Origin of the sequence: Streptomyces sp. DG2A-72 (assembly GCF_030499575.1) — a bacterium.
GTDB lineage: Bacteria > Actinomycetota > Actinomycetes > Streptomycetales > Streptomycetaceae > Streptomyces.
In genome coordinates this window covers 1,685,423-1,704,588 of sequence record NZ_JASTLC010000001.1, presented here as the reverse complement: position 1 = coordinate 1,704,588, position 19,166 = coordinate 1,685,423, and the positions used below count along the sequence as shown (strand labels likewise).

At 70.7% G+C, this 19,166-nt stretch carries 19 protein-coding genes; 12 read left to right on the top strand and 7 right to left on the bottom strand.

Annotated features, from left to right (window positions below):
* Positions 1 to 61: 61 nt before the first annotated feature.
* The 6 genes from QQY66_RS08265 to QQY66_RS08240 form a co-directional block, all read right to left on the bottom strand.
* Positions 62 to 871 carry an FAD:protein FMN transferase gene (locus QQY66_RS08265; protein WP_301978431.1) on the bottom strand — a complete coding sequence of 270 codons (810 nt, stop codon included), beginning with the start codon at positions 869 to 871 and terminating at the stop codon, positions 62 to 64.
* Positions 864 to 2,060 carry an FMN-binding protein gene (locus QQY66_RS08260; protein ID WP_301978430.1) on the bottom strand — a complete coding sequence of 399 codons (1,197 nt, stop codon included), beginning with the start codon at positions 2,058 to 2,060 and terminating at the stop codon, positions 864 to 866. The genes QQY66_RS08265 and QQY66_RS08260 overlap by 8 nt, the downstream gene beginning before the upstream one ends.
* Before the next feature lie 73 nt (positions 2,061 to 2,133).
* A complete protein-coding gene (locus QQY66_RS08255) occupies positions 2,134 to 3,516 on the bottom strand; it encodes a ferredoxin reductase family protein (RefSeq protein WP_301978429.1) in 1,383 nt (460 codons plus the stop codon).
* Between the two features lie 98 nt (positions 3,517 to 3,614).
* Positions 3,615 to 4,313, bottom strand: coding sequence for a L,D-transpeptidase (locus tag QQY66_RS08250; RefSeq protein ID WP_301978427.1), 699 nt, complete (start codon positions 4,311 to 4,313; stop codon positions 3,615 to 3,617).
* A 3-nt stretch (positions 4,314 to 4,316) separates the two neighbouring features.
* A complete protein-coding gene (locus tag QQY66_RS08245; RefSeq protein ID WP_301978425.1) occupies positions 4,317 to 4,904 on the bottom strand; it encodes a pyridoxamine 5'-phosphate oxidase family protein in 588 nt (195 codons plus the stop codon).
* A 140-nt stretch (positions 4,905 to 5,044) separates the two neighbouring features.
* Positions 5,045 to 5,953, bottom strand: coding sequence for a hypothetical protein (locus QQY66_RS08240; protein ID WP_301978422.1), 909 nt, complete (start codon positions 5,951 to 5,953; stop codon positions 5,045 to 5,047).
* 215 nt (positions 5,954 to 6,168) lie between these two features.
* Between QQY66_RS08240 and QQY66_RS08235 the strand changes: the two genes are divergently transcribed.
* From QQY66_RS08235 to QQY66_RS08180, 12 genes are all read left to right on the top strand, one after another.
* Positions 6,169 to 7,362 (top strand): argininosuccinate synthase, encoded by a 1,194-nt coding sequence (locus QQY66_RS08235; RefSeq protein WP_301978421.1) that lies wholly within the window; start codon positions 6,169 to 6,171, stop codon positions 7,360 to 7,362.
* A 91-nt stretch (positions 7,363 to 7,453) separates the two neighbouring features.
* Positions 7,454 to 8,887, top strand: coding sequence for an argininosuccinate lyase (gene argH, locus QQY66_RS08230; protein WP_301978420.1), 1,434 nt, complete (start codon positions 7,454 to 7,456; stop codon positions 8,885 to 8,887).
* A gap of 152 nt (positions 8,888 to 9,039) precedes the next feature.
* Positions 9,040 to 10,011, top strand: coding sequence for an aldo/keto reductase (locus QQY66_RS08225; RefSeq protein ID WP_301978418.1), 972 nt, complete (start codon positions 9,040 to 9,042; stop codon positions 10,009 to 10,011).
* A gap of 81 nt (positions 10,012 to 10,092) precedes the next feature.
* On the top strand, positions 10,093 to 10,644 hold the full coding sequence (locus QQY66_RS08220; protein ID WP_301978417.1) for a TetR/AcrR family transcriptional regulator: 552 nt from the start codon (positions 10,093 to 10,095) through the stop codon (positions 10,642 to 10,644).
* Complete coding sequence (locus QQY66_RS08215) at positions 10,641 to 12,164, top strand: MFS transporter (protein ID WP_301978415.1); 1,524 nt, start codon at positions 10,641 to 10,643, stop codon at positions 12,162 to 12,164. The genes QQY66_RS08220 and QQY66_RS08215 overlap by 4 nt, the downstream gene beginning before the upstream one ends.
* Before the next feature lie 158 nt (positions 12,165 to 12,322).
* Positions 12,323 to 12,526 carry a hypothetical protein gene (locus tag QQY66_RS08210; protein ID WP_301978414.1) on the top strand — a complete coding sequence of 68 codons (204 nt, stop codon included), beginning with the start codon at positions 12,323 to 12,325 and terminating at the stop codon, positions 12,524 to 12,526.
* On the top strand, positions 12,523 to 13,509 hold the full coding sequence (locus QQY66_RS08205) for a MoxR family ATPase (RefSeq protein WP_301978413.1): 987 nt from the start codon (positions 12,523 to 12,525) through the stop codon (positions 13,507 to 13,509). Before QQY66_RS08210 ends, QQY66_RS08205 begins: the two co-directional genes overlap by 4 nt.
* A complete protein-coding gene (locus tag QQY66_RS08200) occupies positions 13,506 to 14,423 on the top strand; it encodes a DUF58 domain-containing protein (RefSeq protein WP_301978412.1) in 918 nt (305 codons plus the stop codon). The genes QQY66_RS08205 and QQY66_RS08200 overlap by 4 nt, the downstream gene beginning before the upstream one ends.
* 10 nt (positions 14,424 to 14,433) lie before the next feature.
* Positions 14,434 to 15,384 (top strand): VWA domain-containing protein, encoded by a 951-nt coding sequence (locus QQY66_RS08195; RefSeq protein ID WP_301978411.1) that lies wholly within the window; start codon positions 14,434 to 14,436, stop codon positions 15,382 to 15,384.
* 28 nt (positions 15,385 to 15,412) lie between these two features.
* Positions 15,413 to 16,399, top strand: a complete 987-nt coding sequence (locus QQY66_RS08190) for a S1C family serine protease (protein ID WP_301978410.1) — start codon at positions 15,413 to 15,415, stop codon at positions 16,397 to 16,399.
* Between the two features lie 10 nt (positions 16,400 to 16,409).
* Positions 16,410 to 17,078: a response regulator transcription factor gene (locus QQY66_RS08185; RefSeq protein WP_301978409.1), complete on the top strand. Its 669-nt coding sequence runs from the start codon at positions 16,410 to 16,412 to the stop codon at positions 17,076 to 17,078.
* Entirely contained in the window at positions 17,075 to 18,298 is a 1,224-nt protein-coding gene (locus QQY66_RS08180; protein ID WP_301978407.1) for a cell wall metabolism sensor histidine kinase WalK, read from the top strand. The genes QQY66_RS08185 and QQY66_RS08180 overlap by 4 nt, the downstream gene beginning before the upstream one ends.
* 45 nt (positions 18,299 to 18,343) lie before the next feature.
* On the opposite strand, the gene QQY66_RS08175 is transcribed toward QQY66_RS08180, so the two are convergent.
* On the bottom strand, positions 18,344 to 19,015 hold the full coding sequence (locus tag QQY66_RS08175; protein WP_301987229.1) for a 1-acyl-sn-glycerol-3-phosphate acyltransferase: 672 nt from the start codon (positions 19,013 to 19,015) through the stop codon (positions 18,344 to 18,346).
* Between the last annotated feature and the right edge of the window lie 151 nt (positions 19,016 to 19,166).

The window sequence follows — 19,166 nt, the reverse complement described above, 5'->3', positions numbered from 1 at the left end:
AGGCGGCACCCCGTCAGCGCCGGGCCGCGCGACCCACCCCCGCCCCAGCCACCGCGACCGGTCACCCCAACCGCGCCGCCAGCCCCCCGGTGCACCGCACCTCGTCCCCCGCCGTCACCAGCAACGCCTCCACATCCGGCAGCGACTCCAGCCACCGCAACCCCGCCCGCGAACCCATCGCAAACGCAGCGGTGGCCCAGCAGTCCGCCCAGGTCAGTGAAGGCCCCACCACGGTCACCGCCACCAGATCGGTCACGGCGGACCGCCCGGTCCGCGGATCGACGATATGCGCGCCGCGCTCGGCCGTCCCGGACGTGGCGACGGCCAGTTCATCCACCCCGGCAGCCGACACGACCGCCGCGAGTCCCCCCGGCCGCAAGGGATCCGCCACCCCGACCCGCCACGGCCGCTGCGGCCCGGGGATGCCGAGCATCTGGACGTCACCCCCGCCGTTCACGCTCACCCCGCTCGCCCCGACCGCCGCCAGCGACCGCGCCGCCCGTTCGACGGCCCAGCCCTTGACGATCCCGGTCGGATCGAGCCGCCCCTCGTACGACGTGCTGAACCAGCCCTCGCTCAGCCGCTCCGCCTCCGCGGCCAGCTCCAGCACCTCGGCGACCTCGGGATCACAGCCACCGACGCTCAGCTCACCGCGGGCCAGCCGCGACACCTGGCTGTCCTCCCGGTAGGTGCTGAACACCTCGTTCACCTGGTGCAGCCCGGCAACCGCCTCTTCCAGCGCCGCCTTGACCGCACCGGGATCCCCGCCGCGGACGTCGAAGGAGAAGACGGTCCCCATGACCTCCTCCACATGACGCACCGCGGCGGGAGCTGCTGACGATTCGGCGTGCTCGGCCACCGACTCAGACACCGGCCTGGTCCAACGCCGACTGCAGGGACTTCTTGTACCCGGCGCTGGTGTAGGTCGCCCCCGACACCGAGTCGATGTCCGCGCTGCCCGCGGCCACCGTCTCCTGGTTGAGCTTGGGCACCGCGTTGTTGGAGACCTGGGTGCTCTTCCCGCCACTGGGCGCCTGCACCGCCGAAGCCTGGACGATCTTGCCGTCGCGCATCGTGATCCGGACCTGCACCGGCCCGTACTCGGTCTGCGCGACCTCGCCGGTGACGGTCCCGGTCCCATTGGTGACACCACCGCCGGCGTCCTGCCCGGCATCGGCACCAGCATCGGCATCGGCACCGGCATCGCCGCCCGCACCAGCAGGGGCGCCGGGGCCGGCGCCTGCGCCGGCCTCCGCCCCGCTCCCCGACTCCGCGCCGCCTCCGGCGGGCTTCACCTTGTCGAGCGCCGACTGCAGGGACTCCTTGTACCCCGCGCTGGTGTAGGTCGCCCCGGACACCGCGTCGATGTCCGCCGTCCCGGCGGCCACGGCGGCCTGGTTGAGCTTGGGCACCGCGTTGCCGGTGATCTGCGTGCTCTGGCCGCCGGTCGGCGTCTGTACCGCCTCGGCCTTGGTGATCTTCCCGCCGTTGACGGTGATCCGTACCTGCACGGGTCCGTACTGCGTATCGGCCGCATCACCGGTGACGGTCTGAGCCTGTGCGGCCCCGCCACCCCCCGCACCCTGCGCCGTGCCGCCGCCGCCCTGCGCCGTGGCCTTGTCGAGCGCCGACTGGAGTGACTTCTTGTATCCGGTGCTGGTGTAGGTCGCCCCGGAGACCGCGTCGATGTCCGCGCTTCCGGCGGCCACGGCGGCCTGGTTGAGCTTGGGGATCGCGTTGTTGTTGATCTGGGTGCTCTGGCCGCCGGTGGGGTTCTGTATCGCCTCGGCCTTGGTGATCTTCCCGCCGTTCACGGTCAGTCGGACCTGCACGGGCCCGTACTGCGTATCGGCCGCATCACCGGTGAACGTTCCGGTGCCGATCGCCTGGGCGCCGCCCTGAGCGGACTCCTGTGCGCCGATCGACTGGCCCGGTGCCGCGCCGCCCACCGCCTCTGACCCGGAATCCGACCCCGGTTTCAGCGACAGCAACAGCACGATCCCGGACACGGTGGCGGCGCCGGCCAGCACGACACGCCGAAGGGGATGGGTCTTCCTCATCGCTCCTGAACTCCTGATTCCCGAAGATTCCCGAAGGTCCTGAAGACCCCGAAGGTTCTGACGTTTCCCGTCGTCACATCTCGAACGACTCGTGATGGATACGGCGGGCGGGGACCCCCGCGCCGCGCAGTGCGTCGTACACGCCCTGCGCGAAGCCGGGCGGCCCGCACAGGAACACGTCGTGCTCGTCGATGTCCGGCAGCTTCTGGCGCAACCGCTCCGCCGAGATGTCCGGGCGTTCCCCGTCCGGGGAGTTGACGGCGTACATCAGCCGGGCGCCCCGCTCGTCGGCGATGGCGGCCAGTTCGTCCCAGAGGGCCAGGTCCTGGGTGCTGTTGGCCCGGTAGAGCAGGGTGATGTCACCGGAGGCGCCGGGCAGAGTCTCGAACAGCGCCCGCATCGGCGTGATGCCGACCCCGCCGGCGACCAGCAGCACCTTGCCGCGGCTGCGGCGCTGGGCGGTCAGCGCGCCGTAGGGGCCCTCGGCCCACACGCGCGTACCGGGCGTCAGCTCCCGCAGCCGGGCGCTGTGGTCGCCGATCGCCTTCACCGTGATCCGCAGCATGTCCGGCCGCGGCGCCGCCGACAGCGAGTACGGGTGGGAGCTGAACCGCATGCCCGGCGCCAGGAACCGCCAGCGGAAGAACTGGCCCGCCTCCGCGCCCATCCGGTGCAGCTTCCGGCCGCCGATCAGCACGGACACGATCCCGGGCGTCTCCTCGATGACCGCCTCGACCCGCATGCGGTGGCGCATGTTCAGCCGGATCGGGGTGAGGATCCGATACCAGATCACCAGCGCCGTCACCGTGCCGTACAGCCCGTACCAGACGGTCTTCGCGAGGGGCTCGACGGCGAACTCGTTGCCGGTGCTGAGCTGGTGCCAGAAGGTCAGGAACACCGCCGCGTACGTCAGCAGATGGACGTGGTACCAGGTGTCGTACGGAATCATCCGGCGGATCCCGCCGATGGAGATGATCCCGATGAAGAACAGCAGACCGGTGCCGATGGCGGCCTTGCCCATGTCCGGCAGCTGGTTGACGGAGTCGATCGTCTGCTGGGCGATGTAGCCGAGGTCCTTGCCGGCCTGGCGGGCGTAGCCCCACATGATCAGGAAGACATGGGCGACGGTCAGACAGAGCGTGTAGCGGCCGCTCATCGCATGCCAGCGCGCCACCCGGTCGGAGCCGACCCGGCGCTCCAGCGCGGGCACCCGGGCCATCTGCAGCACGACCAGCGCCATCAGGTAGCCGGCGAGCAGACCGGTGATCCGGCCCGCGGCGACGATCTTGCCGGTGGTGTCGCCGATGGACGGGGTGTTGCTCCACCACAGCCAGAGCACTCCGGCCGCCCCCGCCCACACGGCGAGCAGCAGCAGGGTCGCCGGAGAGCGGCGCGGACGGATGCGGCGCATCGTCTGGCGGCGTGCGGCGCGGCCGCTTGCGAGCGTGGTGGTCACGGTTCCTCCGTGCGGACGGGCTGTGCCTTGGCCCACAGATACGTGCCGCGACGGCAGTGTGTTCAGCAGTCAGCCGAGCTCCGTGTGCATCGGGTGACTCAGTACCGTGTGATCGCCGTCCGCCCGCTCGTCGTCCCGATCGCGAGGTGCGGCCTGCGGCCGGGGTCGGCCCACTGGAGGATCCGCCGCATCGCGTCCGCCGGCACCGACACACAACCGGCCGTCGCCCCGCGCCCGTTGACGTGCAGGAAGATCCCGGCCCCGCGGTGGCGGACGGGCTTGTGGTAGTTGAAGTCGACGACGAGCGCGTGGTCGTACTGCGTGGTGTACGAGATCAGCCGCTCCGACTCGGCGGCCCGGCAGTCGGCCGCCAGGGGCTCGGTCCAGCGGTTGTAGGAGCGTGAGTCGTTGTCCTGGCACCACCAGGAGTTCCGGTGCACGCGACGGTAGGTGTACGTCGTCCCGCGCGGCGCCGCCTTGATGCCGAAGGCGTACGGCATGCCGTACAGCCCGGTGGGGGTGGTGTCGGTGCCCTGCTTGCGCGTGGCGCCTTCGACGAGACCGTTCGCGCCGAAGCGGGCGGCGGCGGAACCCGCCTTCACCCAGCGGCCGTCGCTCAGGTCCCACCACGTGACCGTGCCGGTCGTGGCGCCGGTCCGGGGTGCCACGGCCGTGATCAGCTGGGTGCCGCCGCCGGTGTCCGCCATCCGCGCGGGCAGCGGCGGGGCGCCCTCGGGCGCGGCACCGAGCAGGAGGAGGGGCGAGGCGGCGAGGGCGGCGACGACACCGGGGCGCATGCCTCAGACCGTAGACGGCGGCAGCGGCAACGGCAGCCCGGGTAGGCCATCCAGGCTGGTTCCGATGTGATCCTTCTTCTCGAAATAGGCGCTGAGCGAGGCGTCGTCCTCGCGCGCGAAGCGCCTGCTGTGCAGATCGCGGTCCTCGTCGTACGTCATGAAGGGCACCGCGTAACCGCAGGTGTCGCGGACGAGTTCGGCCGTCACGACGATGATCGCGCGCAGCCCGTGCTGGGTCGGGTCGATGTCCGGGAAGCGGGAGAGGAGTTCCCGGAAGCGGGGGTCGTCGCGGAAGACCGGCTCGCCCCGGCCGTGCACCCGGACGATGTTGGGCGGGCCCTGGAAGGCGCACCACATGAGGGTGATCCGGCCGTTCTCCCGCAGATGAGCGACGGTCTCCGCGTTGGATCCGGCGAAGTCGAGGTAGGCGACGGTGTGGTCGTCCAGCACCGCGAAGGAACCCCTGAGGCCCTTGGGGGAGAGGTTGATCGTGCCGTCACCGCAGAGCGGGGCGGTCGCGGTGAAGAAGAGGGGCTGCTCTTCGATGAAGGTGCGGAGCCGGCCGTCTATGCGCTCATAAGTCTTTCCCATGTCTAACGATTATGAGCGTAGTTAGTTCGTCTGTCTAATGAATTTCCCGATCCGGTTGTGCGGAAGCCCGCGCAACCGGCTGCCGGGACCGTGGCCGCCCCGGCCGGCGCTCACACGGGGCGGCCACAGCGCCTGTCACGTCACTGGGTGAGCGTGCAGGCAGCCAGGGAGTCCAGGCCCTGGGGCTTCTCGGCGGTGCGGCCGATGGCGGTGGCGATGCGGTTGACGGTGGCGATGCGCTTGTCCTCGAGCGGGCCGAGGATGGCGTTCTGTACGAAGTTGGGTCCGCCCTGGCCCACGGTGTCGATCAGTCGCTGGTTGGCCTGGGCGACCTGGGTGTCGAGCAGGGCCAGGTTGCGGTCGACCTCGGCCTGGGCGGAGGCCGGGATCGCGGGCAGCTCGGAGGTGACGTCCGGGCAGCTGATCGCGCCGGCTCCGGCGTTCCCGGCCTCGTCGCCGGTGTCGGTGTCGCCGGTGTCCCCGGCTCCCTCGGTGGCCGGGGCCTCGACCTCTTCGCCGGCGCCGGCCTCTTCGCCGGCGCCCGCTTCCCCACCGGCGCCGGCTTCCCCACCGGCGCCGGCTTCCTCGCCCGCTCCCGCGCCGCCGCCCGCGTTGAGGGTGCAGGCGGCGAACGTCTCCAGCCCCTCCGGCTTCGCCGCCGCCCGGCCGATGGCGGTCTCGATGCGGTTGAGGGCGGCGATGCGCTTGTCCTCGAGCGGGCCGAGGATGGCGTTCTGCACGAAGTTGGGTCCGCCCTGCCCGACGGTGTCGACGAGCCGCTTGTTGGCTTCGTCGATCTGGGTCTGCAGCTGGGCCAGGTTGCGGTCGACCTCGGCCTGGGCGGAGGCGGGAATCGCAGGCAGCTCGGAGGTGACGTCCGGACAGCTGAACGTGCCGGGGCCCGCCAGGGTCCGGGCGCCGTCGCCGCTCTTGGACGTCTCCCCGGCGAGGGCGGACTGGGCGATCACCGCGCCGGTCAGCACGACCGCGGCGGCGCCGCCGATGAACGCGACGCGTCGCTTGTTGTACTTCGGAAGAGCCCTGGACATGCGGATGCCTCACTCGGGTCGGGGGTCGATTCGGTGTGTTCCGAATGGCTCGGTTGTTGACAAACGCGGCGCCTGCGTCCGGCGAGAGATACGGGAAAGCGATTTCCCGCGTTCAAATCCATCCGTGATTCACCTCCCGAGCCCCCGAGATTGACGAACCATGCAGAGTCCTGCATACTCATGCATGTCAGCGAATGCACTGTGAGGAGAAACCCGTGACCGAGCGCGTCGTACTCGCCTACTCAGGCGGACTGGACACCTCCGTCGCCATCGGCTGGATCGCCGAGGAGACGGGCGCCGAGGTCATCGCCGTTGCGGTCGACGTCGGCCAGGGCGGCGAGGACCTGGACGTCATCCGCAAGCGCGCCCTCGCGTGCGGTGCCGTCGAGGCCGAGGTCGCGGACGCCAAGGACGAGTTCGCCGAGGAGTACTGCCTCCCGGCGATCAAGGCCAACGCCCTCTACATGGACCGCTATCCGCTGGTCTCGGCCCTCTCCCGGCCGACGATCGTCAAGCACCTCGTCGCCGCCGCCCAGAAGCACGGCGCCACCACGGTCGCCCACGGCTGCACCGGCAAGGGCAACGACCAGGTCCGCTTCGAGGCGGGCATCGTCGCCCTCGCGCCCGACCTCAAGTGCATCGCCCCGGTCCGCGACTACGCGATGACCCGGGACAAGGCGATCGCGTTCTGCGAGGAGAAGGGCCTGCCGATCGCCACTACCAAGAAGTCCCCGTACTCCATCGACCAGAACGTCTTCGGACGCGCCGTCGAGACCGGCTTCCTGGAGGACATCTGGAACGCCCCGATCGAGGACGTCTACGAGTACACGCAGAACCCGGCGCTCCCGCGTGAGCCCGACGAAGTCGTCGTCACCTTCAAGGCGGGCGTCCCGGTCGCCATCGACGGCAAGCCCGTCACCGTCCTGCAGGCGATCCAGCAGCTCAACGAGCGCGCCGGAGCCCAGGGCATCGGCCGGATCGACATGGTCGAGGACCGGCTCGTGGGCATCAAGTCCCGTGAGGTGTACGAGGCGCCCGGGGCCATCGCCCTGATCACGGCCCACCAGGAGCTGGAGAACGTCACCGTCGAGCGCGAACTGGCCCGCTACAAGCGGCAGGTCGAGCAGCGCTGGGGCGAACTGGTCTACGACGGCCAGTGGTTCTCCCCCCTCAAGCGTGCCCTGGACGGCTTCATCAACGAGGCCAACCAGCACGTCTCCGGCGACATCCGGATGACCCTGCACGGCGGTCGCGCCGTCGTCACCGGCCGCCGCTCCGAGTCGTCGCTGTACGACTTCAACCTCGCCACGTACGACACCGGCGACACCTTCGACCAGGCCGCGGCCAAGGGCTTCATCGACATCTACAGCCTGTCGTCGAAGATCGCGGCCAAGCGGGACCTGGCGTAAGCCTCGCCCGTACCGACCTGACAGCCGCCTCCTCACCTGCAAGGGTGGGGAGGCGGTCGCACATTCACCATTCTCCGAGGAGCAGAGCAAAGTGAGCAGCAACAGCGGTGACGTACGGCTCTGGGGCGGCCGTTTCGCCGACGGTCCCGCCGAGGCCCTGGCGAAGCTGTCCGCGTCCGTCCACTTCGACTGGCGGCTCGCGCCGTACGACATCGCCGGTTCGCGTGCGCACGCGCGCGTGCTGCACAAGGCGGGCCTTCTCACAGAGGAAGAGCTGACGCGGATGCTGGCCGGGCTCGACCAGCTGGAAGCGGACGTGGCGGACGGTTCGTTCGTCGGCACGATCGCCGACGAGGACGTGCACACCGCCCTGGAGCGCGGCCTGCTGGAGCGCCTAGGCCCCGACCTCGGCGGCAAGCTGCGCGCGGGCCGCTCCCGCAACGACCAGGTCGCGACCCTCTTCCGGATGTACCTGCGGGACCACGCCCGCATCATCGGCGGCCTGATCGCCGACCTCCAGGACGCGCTGGTCGGCCTCGCCGAGGCCCACCCGGACGTCGCGATGCCCGGTCGCACCCACCTCCAGCACGCCCAGCCGGTGCTCTTCGCCCACCACGTCCTGGCCCACGTCCAGTCCCTGTCCCGGGACGCGGAGCGCCTGCGTCAGTGGGACGAGCGGACGGCCGTGTCGCCATACGGCTCGGGCGCCCTGGCGGGCTCCTCCCTCGGTCTGGACCCGGAGGCGGTGGCGAAAGACCTCGGCTTCGAGCACGGGTCGGCCGCCAACTCCATCGACGGCACCGCGTCCCGTGACTTCGTCGCCGAGTTCGCCTTCATCACCGCGATGATCGGCGTGAACCTCTCCCGGATCGCCGAGGAGGTCATCATCTGGAACACGAAGGAGTTCTCCTTCGTGACCCTGCACGACGCGTTCTCCACGGGCTCGTCGATCATGCCGCAGAAGAAGAACCCGGACATCGCGGAGCTGGCCCGCGGCAAGTCCGGCCGCCTGATCGGTAACCTGACGGGCCTGCTGGCCACGCTCAAGGCGCTCCCGCTGGCGTACAACCGCGACCTCCAGGAGGACAAGGAGCCGGTCTTCGACTCCTGCGACCAGCTGGAGGTCCTGCTCCCCGCCTTCACCGGCATGATGGCCACCCTCACCGTCCACCGCGAGCGCATGGAAGAGCTGGCCCCGGCCGGCTTCTCCCTCGCCACCGACATCGCCGAGTGGCTGGTCAAGCAGGGTGTCCCCTTCCGCGTCGCCCACGAGGTCGCCGGCGAGTGCGTCAAGGCCGCCGAGACCGAGGGCAAGGAACTGAACGACTTGACGGACGAGCAGTTCGCGAAGATCAGCGCCCACCTGACCCCCGAGGTCCGCTCGGTCCTGAACGTGCCGGGTGCCTTGGCCTCGCGTAACGGTCGCGGGGGTACGGCGCCGAGCGCGGTGGCGGTGCAACTGGCGGAGGTAAAGGTGGATGTGGCGCAGCAGCACGAATGGGCAACGGCTAGGCAGCAGGCCTAAGGGGCGCGGGGAACTGCGCGAGCAACCACATAGCACCCGCACTCGCCGACGCACCAAGCTCACCGAGTTCTGAGGCGCCCCCGCTTCACCGAAGGTCATCGCGGGTTACGTTGGTCGCAAGCCGTAACGGAGCCGACCGAACGGAGCCCGCGATGCCCTTCGCCCGACTGGCAACAGCAACAACCCCCACCTGCCACATCGGCCTAGGCCTCGCCGCCGTCGGGCGCCCCGGCTACATCAACCTCGGCCGAGACCAAGACCTCGGAGAGAACCGCAGCGTAGACACCCTCCGCACCCGCACCAACGAACTCCTCGACGCCGCGTACGCGCAAGGCGTCCGCTACTTCGACGCGGCCCGCTCCTACGGCCGTTCCGAGGAGTTCCTCGCCGACTGGCTGAACGCCCACCCCGACGTCGACGACGTGGTCATCGGCAGCAAGTGGGGCTACACCTACACCGCGGGCTGGTCCACCGACGCCGAGCAACACGAGGTCAAAGACCACAGCGTCACGACGTACGAGCGCCAGCGCGCCGAGACCGACGCCCTGCTCGGCGACCGGCTCGACCTCTACCAGATCCACTCGCTGACCCCGGACAGCCCTGCTCTCACCGACAAGGAACTCCACGCGAGGCTCGCCGAGGCCGCCGCCCAGGGCCTCACCATCGGCTTCTCCACCAGCGGGCCCGCCCAGGCCGACACCATCCGCGCCGCGCTGGCCGTGACGGTCGACGGCGAGCCCCTCTTCCGTACCGTCCAGTCGACCTACAACGCCCTGGAGACCTCGGCCGGCCCCGCGCTCGCCGAGGCCCACGACGCCGGACTCACGGTCATCGTCAAGGAGGCCATGGCCAACGGACGGCTCGCGGAACCGTACGCGCCGGACGCGCTGAAGGCCGTAGCGGAAGAAGCGTCCCTGGGGTGCGATGCCGTCGCCCTCGCGCTGATCCTGCGGCAGCCATGGGCCGGGGTCGTCCTCTCCGGCGCCGCGACCCTCGTTCAACTGGCCTCCAACCTGCATGCCGCCGCCGTCGACCTCGACGACGCTCAGCTGTCCCGGCTGGCCGCGCTGGTAGAGGACCCGCCCGCGTACTGGGAGCGGCGCGGGCAGCTGCCCTGGCACTGAGAAACCGTGAGGGGACAAGCAATGTGAGACGCACATGCCCCGCATGAGACAGTAATGTCTCACATGGGCTATGGTTGTCTCATGTCTGTCGACCGTGACCATGTGCTGCGCAGCGCAGCCGCCCTGCTCACCCGTAAATCCACCGCGACCATGGACGAGGTCGCCAAGGCCGCCGGGATCAGCAGGGCCACGCTGCACCGCCAGTTCGCCGGGCGCGACGCGCTCGTATTGGCGCTCGAATCGCTCGGCATCGCGGAGTGCGAGGCCGCGCTGGACAGGGCCCGCCTGGACGAAGGCGGCGCAAGCGATGCCGTAAGACGGCTCGTCCGCGAGGTCGAACCTGCCGCCGCGCTGCTGGCCTTCCTCTACACCGAGAACCAGCTGTTCGAGGGCGGGCAGCAGAACGAGGGCTGGACCCGGATCGACGACCGAGTGACGGCCCTGTTCCGGCGCGGTCAGGCGGCGGGCGAGTTCCGTATCGACCTCACGCCGGCCTGGCTCACCGAGGCGCTCTACGGCCTGCTGGCCTCCGGCGCCTGGGCGGTGTCCGAAGGCCGCGTGGCCTCCAACGACGTCAACTTCATGATCGTCGAGCTGTTGCTCGGCGGCGCACTGCGGAGAGCGGAATCATGACCAGCACCCGGCAGCCGGCGAACCCGACCGAGGCGGTGAAGCGGCCCGGCCGTTGGCTCGCGCTGGCCGTCCTCGTGCTCGCCGTGCTGCTGGTGGCCGTCGACGCGACCGTCCTCGGCCTCGCGACCCCCTACATCAGCGAGGACCTGAAGCCCTCGGGCACCCAGCTCCTGTGGATCGGTGACGTCTACTCGTTCGTGATCGCCGGTCTGCTCGTCTCCATGGGCAGCCTCGGCGACCGCATCGGCCGCAAGCGGATCCTGCTCATCGGCGCCACGGCGTTCGGCGCGATATCCGTGCTCAACGCCTACGCGACGACCGCGGAGCTGATGATCGCGGCCCGGGCCCTGCTCGGTGTCGCGGGCGCGACGCTGATGCCCGCCACGCTCGCCCTGATCCGCAACCTCTTCCACGACCCGCGCGAACGCAGCCTCGCCGTCGGCATCTGGGGGGCCACCGCCTCCGCAGGCACCGCGATCGGCCCGATCATGGGCGGCTTCCTGCTCGAACACTTCTGGTGGGGCTCGGTCTTCCTGATCAACCTGCCCGTGATGGCGGTCCTGGTCCTCGTCGGCATCAAGATGCTGCCGGAGTCACGCAACCCGAACCCCGGTCCCTGGGACCTGCTCAGCGTCGTGCTGTCGCTCGTCGGCATGGTCGCGATCGTGTACGCCGTGAAGGAAGCCGCGAGCCATGGCGTCACCTGGGAGACGATCGCCGCTGCCGTGCTGGGCCTGGCGTCGCTGTACGGCTTCGTGCGACGCCAACTCACCCTGCCCACACCCCTGCTGGACATGCGGCTGTTCCGCAACCGCGGCTTCAGCGGGGCCGTCCTGGCCGACCTGCTGACCATCTTCGGCCTGTCCGGCCTGGTGTTCTTCCTCTCGCAGTACCTGCAACTCGTCCAGGGCCGACGCCCGTTCGAGGCAGGCCTTGCCGAACTGCCCGCCGCCATCGGCGCGGTGGCGGCCGGCCTGATCGCCGGCCGCGCGGCCCGCCGCTTCTCCGTACGCACCGTCGTCTCCGGCGGCCTCGCGGCAGTCGGCCTCGCCCTGGCCGCCCTGACGGTCATCGACCAGTCCACCGGCTACCCCCTGCTGGGCGCCGCGCTGCTCGTCGTAGGCATCGGCGCGGGCTTCTCCTTCACCGTCACCGCAGACGTCATCCTCTCCAGCGTGCCGAAGGAGGAGGCAGGCGCGGCATCGGCGGTGTCCGAGACGGCATACGAACTCGGCGCGGCCCTGGGAATCGCCCTGCTGGGCTCGATCGTGACGGGCGTGTACCGGGGCTTCGCCGCTCCGGCGGGCACCCCGGACGAGGCGCACGAATCCCTGGGCGGCGCGGTGGAGGCGGCGGCGGGGATGCAGACGCAGACTTCGGCGGCGATGTTGGACGCGGCACGGCAGTCCTTCGTGGACGGCCTCGCCCTGGCGGCAGGAGCAGGCGCGGCAGTCCTGCTGGCAGCGGCGGCAGCAGCATGGTTCATGCTGCGAAACCAGCGGTTGGACAGCCGACTTTAAGGGGCGCGGGGAACTGCGCGACCAGCCACCGACAACCCGCACCCGCGCACCGGCATCGACCAGCCCCCACAGCAGGCTTTAAGCCCCTTTTCGCCCCGGCCTGATGGTCTTGGCTCCGTACCCGACGTCGTTCCACACGGCCGAAGGAGCCAAAGACCATGACACGACGCACACGCATACTCCTGGTCACCGGCGGAGCCCTCACCGCCGCCACCCTCGCCGGAGGCGGCCTCGCACTCGCCGCCGACGGCGACGAACCGACCCGTGAACAGGTCAGGTTCGTCGTAGAGGAGGGCAGCCCCACGAGCAGCGACGACTGCCCGGAGAAGAACAGCGCAGCGAACGGCGGCGCAGCGCTGTGAGTGCCGGGGCCCCCGAGGACAAGCTCCTCGAACACGCGCTGTTCGAGGTCAAGAGGGTCATCGTCGGCCAGGACCGCATGGTGGAACGCATGTTCACCGCGATCCTGGCCCGCGGCCACTGTCTGCTGGAGGGCGTGCCCGGAGTCGCCAAGACCCTGGCCGCGAAAACTCTCGCCCATGTGGCCGGAGGCGAGTTCGCCCGGCTGCAGTTCACCCCCGACCTCGTCCCCTCCGACATCACCGGCACCCGGATCTACCGTCCGTCCCGGGAGGCGTTCGACATCGAACCCGGCCCGGTGATCGCCAACGTCGTCCTCGCCGACGAGATCAACCGCGCCCCCGCCAAGGTGCAGTCCGCGCTCCTGGAGGTCATGGGCGAGCACCAGGTCTCCATCGGCGGCATCACGATCCCCGTCCCCGAACCGTTCCTCGTCCTCGCCACCCAGAACCCGATCGAGTCCGAGGGCGTCTACCGCCTCCCCGAGGCCCAGCGCGACCGCTTCCTGCTCAAGGTGGAGGTTCCCGCGCCCAGCGAGTCGGAGGAACTCGCCATCCTCTACCGGATGAGCGTCGACCCGCCCAGCCCGCGCCGCATCCTCACCCCGGAGCAGCTGATCGCGCTCCAACGCACCGCGGACCAGGTGTTCGTGCACCACGCGGTCGCCGAGTACGCCGTACGACTGGTCTGCGCGACCCGCGAACAGGCGGGCCCGGAGCGGAGGCTGGCGCACGGTGCGGGACCGCGGGCCACGCTCGGCCTGGTCGCCGCCGCCCGTGCCCTGGCCCTGCTGCGGGGCCGCGGATACGTCCTGCCGGCCGACGTCAGCGACTTGGCACACGAGGTCATCGCGCACCGTCTCGTCCTGTCCTTCGACGCGCTCGCCGACGACATCGCCCCCGGCGCGATCGTCGACGAGGTCCTGGCGGCGGTCGAGCAGCCCCGTATCAGCCCCCGTCAGGCCGCCGAGGAGGAAGCGGCATGAGCGGCAGTACCCCGACGCTCCGCGACCTCACCCCCGAACAGGCCCTGAAACACCTGGAGTTGATCTTCACCCGGCACCCGGACGGACTCCTCCAGGGCGACCACGCCTCCCTGCTGCCCGGTCCCGGCAGCGAGGTCTCGGAGACCCGTCCCTACGTCATCGGCGACGACGTACGCCGGATGGACTGGAACGCCACCGCCCGCACCACCGTCCCCCACGTCCGCCTCACCCTCGCCGACCGCGAACTCACCACCTGGATCGTCCTCGACGCCTCCGCGAGCATGGACTTCGGCACCGCCCGCATGGAGAAACGGGACCTCGCGGTGGGCGCGGCGGCGGCCGTCGCGTTCCTCACCGAACGGGCCGGCAACCGGCTCGGCGCGCAGATCACCGGCCCGCACGGCATCCAGCGGATCCCGCCGCGCACCGGACGCCACCACATGCTGACCATCCTGCGCGCCGCCCTCGACCGCCCCCGGGTGAGCACGGGCGTCCCCGAACACACCCTCGCCGACGCCCTGGTGGCCCTGCGCGCGCTGCCCGCGCGCGGGCTCGTCGCCGTGGTCTCCGACTTCCTGGAGACCGGCTGGGAGCAGCCTTTGCGCGTCGCCACCCGCCGTCACCAGGTGCTCGCCATCGAGACCGTCGACCCACGCGAGCTGGAGCTGCCCGACGTCGGACTGCTCACCGTCGTCGACCCGGAGACCGGGCGCAGGCGCGAGATCCCCACCCACGCACGGAGTTTGCGCGAACGGTACGCCGCTGCCGCGCTGGAGCAGCGGGCCGTCATCAAGCACTCCATACACCGCGCGGGCGCCGCCCACCTCAGGCTCCGCACCGACCGGGACTGGGTGAAGGACGTCGTCCGGTACGTCGAGGACCAGCGGCGCCGAGCGGGAGGCGGCGCCGCATGAAGGAGGTCCGATGAGTCTGCGTTCGCCCGGCTGGCTGCTGCTCCTGGTGCCGCTCGCCGGACTGATCGGCGCGTATCTGCTGGTGCAGCGGCGGCGGCGCCGGTACGCCGTCCGGTTCACCAACCTCGATCTGCTCGACAAGGTCGCGCCCAGCAGGCCCGGATGGCGACGGCACGTCCCCGCTGCCGCCTTCTGCGCCACGCTCGGGCTGCTGGTCGTCGGATTCGCCCGGCCGACCACCGAGGTCCAGGTCCCCCGGGAGCGGGCCACCATCGTCATCGCCTTCGACGTCTCCGCCTCCATGGAGGCCACGGACGTCGAGCCGACCCGCTTCGCCGCCGCCCGGCGCGCGGCGCTCGCCTTCGTCGACCAGCTGCCGGAGCGGTTCAACGCGGGGCTGGTCCCGTTCAGCGGCTCGGCGACGGTGGCGGTGCCGCCGACCACCGACCGCACGGTGCTGCGTACGGCCATCGAGCGGCTCACGACCGCCGAGGGCACGGCGATCGGCGAGGCGGTGGTCGCCTCTCGCGACGCGATCCGCACCCTCGACAAGCAGGCAGAGACCCGGCCACCGCCCGCGCATGTGGTACTGCTCTCCGACGGCTCCAACACGACAGGCCGCTCGGTGGAGTCGGCCGCCCGGGAAGTGGCCGCCGACCGCATCCCCGTCTCGACCATCGCGTACGGCACACCGGACGGCACCATCGACCTGCCGACCGGCGACACGGTCCAGGTCCCCGTCGACGGACCCGCTCTCGAACAACTCGCCTCCACCACCGGCGGCGACTTCCACGAGGCCGCGACGGGCGAGGAACTTCAGGACGTCTACGAGGACATCGGCAGCTCCGTCGGACATCGCACCGAGGAGCGCGAGATCTGGCAGTGGTTCGTCGCCGCGGGCCTCATCACTGCCCTGGCCGCCGCGGCGACCTCGCTGCTCTGGTTCTCCCGGCTGCCCTGACGCCCCATTCGCCGACGTTGGAGGAACGATGCCCGATCAGTCGTACACCGGCCCTCCCGGCTCGCCGGGGGAGCAGGGGCTTGATGCCCCGGACGGGAGTGGAGGCGCGGGGCCGGGGGAGGCACCCGTGCCCGACGTTCCGCACATCGGTCTCGGCCACCCGCGCGGCCCCGCCTTTGTGCCCGGGCGGCCCCCGGCGCCCCTCGACCCGTACACACACGCCACTCCTGTCACTCCCTCCCCCTACACCACCCCGCAGTCGCCGCCCCCGTCCCCTCCCCGCACCACCACTCGCCGTCCTCTCACCGCCGCGATCCTCGCCGCCGTCCTCGCGGGCGGGAGCGCCGGATACGTGGCCGGGGCGTTCGGGGACAGCGACCCCGCCGCCCCGGCCGCCCCCGTCGCCTCCGGTGACCTCGAAGCCGTGGCCGCCCGGGTCCTGCCGAGCGTGGTCTCCGTGGTGACCGCGTCCGGGCAGGGCTCGGGGTTCGTGTTCGACGAGCGGGGCCGGATCCTCACCAACGCGCATGTCGTGAACGGGAGTTCGCGCGTGTCCGTCGAGTTGCAGGACGGGCGCCGGCTCAGCGCCCAGGTGATCGGCGACGACCCCGCGCACGACGTGGCCGTACTGGAGCCGGAGACGGCACGCGGGCTGCGGGCCGCCGAACTGGCCACCGCCGGACGCCCGGCCGTCGGGGACACGGTCCTCGCCATCGGCTCCCCGCTCGGCCTCAGCGGCACCGTCACCTCAGGCATCGTCAGCGCCCTCGACCGCCCCGTCACACTGGGCGAAGGCACGGGCGGCGGACGGCAGCAGCGCGCGCTGCAGACCGACGCCTCGATCAACCCCGGCAACTCCGGCGGGCCGCTGGTCGACGCCGACGGACGGGTCATCGGCATCAATACGGCCATCGCGACGTTGGACCAGCAAAGGGGCGGCTCCATAGGCATCGGCTTCGCGATCCCCGTGGCCGACGCCGCGGACGCCGCGGAGACCATCATCGACGGTGGGTAGGTGGTCGTACATGAGACTGCTCGTGGTCGAGGACGAGGAGGACCTGGTCGTCGCCCTCAAGGTCGGGCTGGTCAGGGCGGGCTACGCGGTCGACGTCGCCCCGGACGTGGACACCGCGACCGAGAAGCTCGCCGTCAACGACTACGACCTGGTCCTGCTGGACCTGAACCTGCCCGACGGCGACGGCTTCGCGGTGTGCCGCGCCATCCGCACCACCCCCCAAGGCCCCCGCATCCTGATGCTCACCGCCCGCGACCGGCTCGCCGACCGGGTACGCGGCCTGGACGAGGGTGCCGACGACTACCTGGTCAAACCCTTCGCCCTGCCCGAACTCCTCGCCCGTATCAGGGCGTTGCTCCGCCGCGAGGACGGCGGCACCGCGGTCGTCGAGGTCGGTGAACTGCGCCTGGACACCGCCCGCTTCGAGGCGTTCCGCGGCGCACGCCAACTTCAGCTCACGCCCAAGGAGTTCGGTGTCCTGCACTATCTGATGACGCGCCCCGGACGGGTCGTACCGGCCGAGGAACTGCTGGAGCATGTGTGGGACGAGCACGCGGACCCGTTCACCAACACCGTGCGGGTCACCGTCGGCTCGCTGCGCCGGAAGATCACCGGTGACGAGGATCCGCTCATCGAGACGGTGATACGGCAGGGCTACCGGCTGAAGGAGACGTCATGAAGTCCGTCCTACGGCGTCTGCGACTCCCGGCGTTCACCCACACCATCCGCTTCCGCCTCACCGTCCTCTACTCCGGCCTCCTCTTCGTCCTCACCGCGCTCGTCCTGCTCGGCACCTATCTCGCCGTCGAGCGCAGCGGTGAGGCGAAACCAGTCACCAAACAGTTCTCGGTCACGAAGATCGTGAACGGCGAGGAGGTCGGGGAGTTCGACGCCGTCAAGGTCGAGCAGGTCGAAGCGGCCGTCAACTACGAGACGCTCGCCAACCTCCGCCGCTTCTCCCTCGCCCTGCTCGGTGGCCTCGCCGTCGCCAGCCTCGCCATCGGCTGGATCCTCTCCGGCCGCGCGCTGCGCCCCGTCCGCGCCATCTCCCGTACGGCCGCCGACATCCAGGCCACCGACCTCTCCCAGCGCATCCGGCTGGGCGGCCCCAAGGACGAGTTGCGTGACCTCGCCGACACCGTCGACTCCATGCTCGACCGGCTCGACGAGGCGTTCCGCGCCCAGCGCCAGCTGATCGACGACGCCTCCCACGAACTGCGCAGCCCGCTCGCCATCATCCGCGCGAATGTGGACGCCGTCCTCACGGCCGAGGAGTCGGACGAGGAGGAGCGGCGCATCGCCGCCCGCAGCGTCGACCGCGCCACCACCCGGATGACCCGTCTCGTCGAGGACCTCCTCGCCACCGCCCGCCGCAGCGCCCCCGCCCTCGCCGACGCCGACGTAGACCTGGCCACCGCGGCATCCGAGGCCTGCGAGGACTTCGCCCCCCTCGCCGCCGAACGCGGCCTCACCCTCCACCGCCGCCTCGCCACCGGCCTCACCGTCATCGGCGACCACGACGCCCTCCGCCGCGCCGTCGGCAACCTGCTCTCCAACGCCGTACGACTCTCCCCACCCGGCACCCTCATCACCGTCGCCGCGGGCCGGACCGAGGGCCGGCTCTGGGTAGCCGTCCGAGACGAGGGCCCCGGCATCATCGACGACGACCAGTCCCGCGTCTTCGACCGCTTCTGGCGAGCGAAGGGCAACGGCGGCAGCCGGGACCGGCACGCGGGCCTGGGCCTGGCGATCGTGCGCCAGATCGTGGAGTCGCACGGAGGCCAGGTTCGGTTGTTCTCGCAGGTCGGGAAAGGTTCTACGTTCGTACTGTGGTTCCCAGCACCGGGCGCGGGAAACGCGGATGGCGGACCACCCGACGGGAGTGTCGCGCCCCTTTAGGGGCGCGGGGAACTGCGCGACCAGCCCCAACGGACCGGCAGACGACTACGCGGCCTTCGCCTTCGTGGCGTACATATCGACGTACTCCTGCCCCGACAACCGCATGACCTCAGCCATCACAGAGTCGGTCACAGCCCGCAGCACATACCGATCCCGGTCCATCCCTTCGTACCGCGAAAACTCCATCGCCTCACCAAAACGAACAGTCACGCGGCCGGGCCGCGGAATCCCCGCACCCCCCGGCTGCAACTTGTCCGTGCCGATCATCGCGAACGGCACGACCGGCGCACCGGTCATCAGGGTGAGTCGGGCGATCCCCGTACGCCCCCGGTACAGCCGCCCGTCGGGCGAGCGCGTGCCCTCCGGGTAGATGCCGAAGACCTTGCCCTCCTCCAGGATCCGGCGCCCGGTCATCAGCGCGGCCACACCCCCGCTCGCACCGTCCCGGTCCACCGGGATCATGCCGACGCCGGTGAAGAACCAGGCCATCAACCCGCCCTTGAAGCCCTTGCCGGTGACGTACTCGTCCTTGCCGATGAAGAAGACCTGACGGTCGCAGACCAGCGGCAGCACGATCGAGTCGATGAACGTGAGGTGGTTGCCGGCCAGGATGACCGGACCGTCGCCGGGGATGTGCTCCGCGCCCTCCACCCGTGGGCGGAACATCAGGCGCATGATCGGTCCGAGCACTGCCTTGATGAGCGCGAAGCGGGACAACGGGCCCTCCGGTGTCAAGGGATTCGGTGTAAGTCTGTGCAGGTGAGGACGATACTCGCGGCCCCGGGGGTAGCGCACATCGGGATTGTCGGGTTCACCGGGGTCTTACGCACTGTTGACCCGGGTTTACCTGCGGTGGCGTCCCGATGCG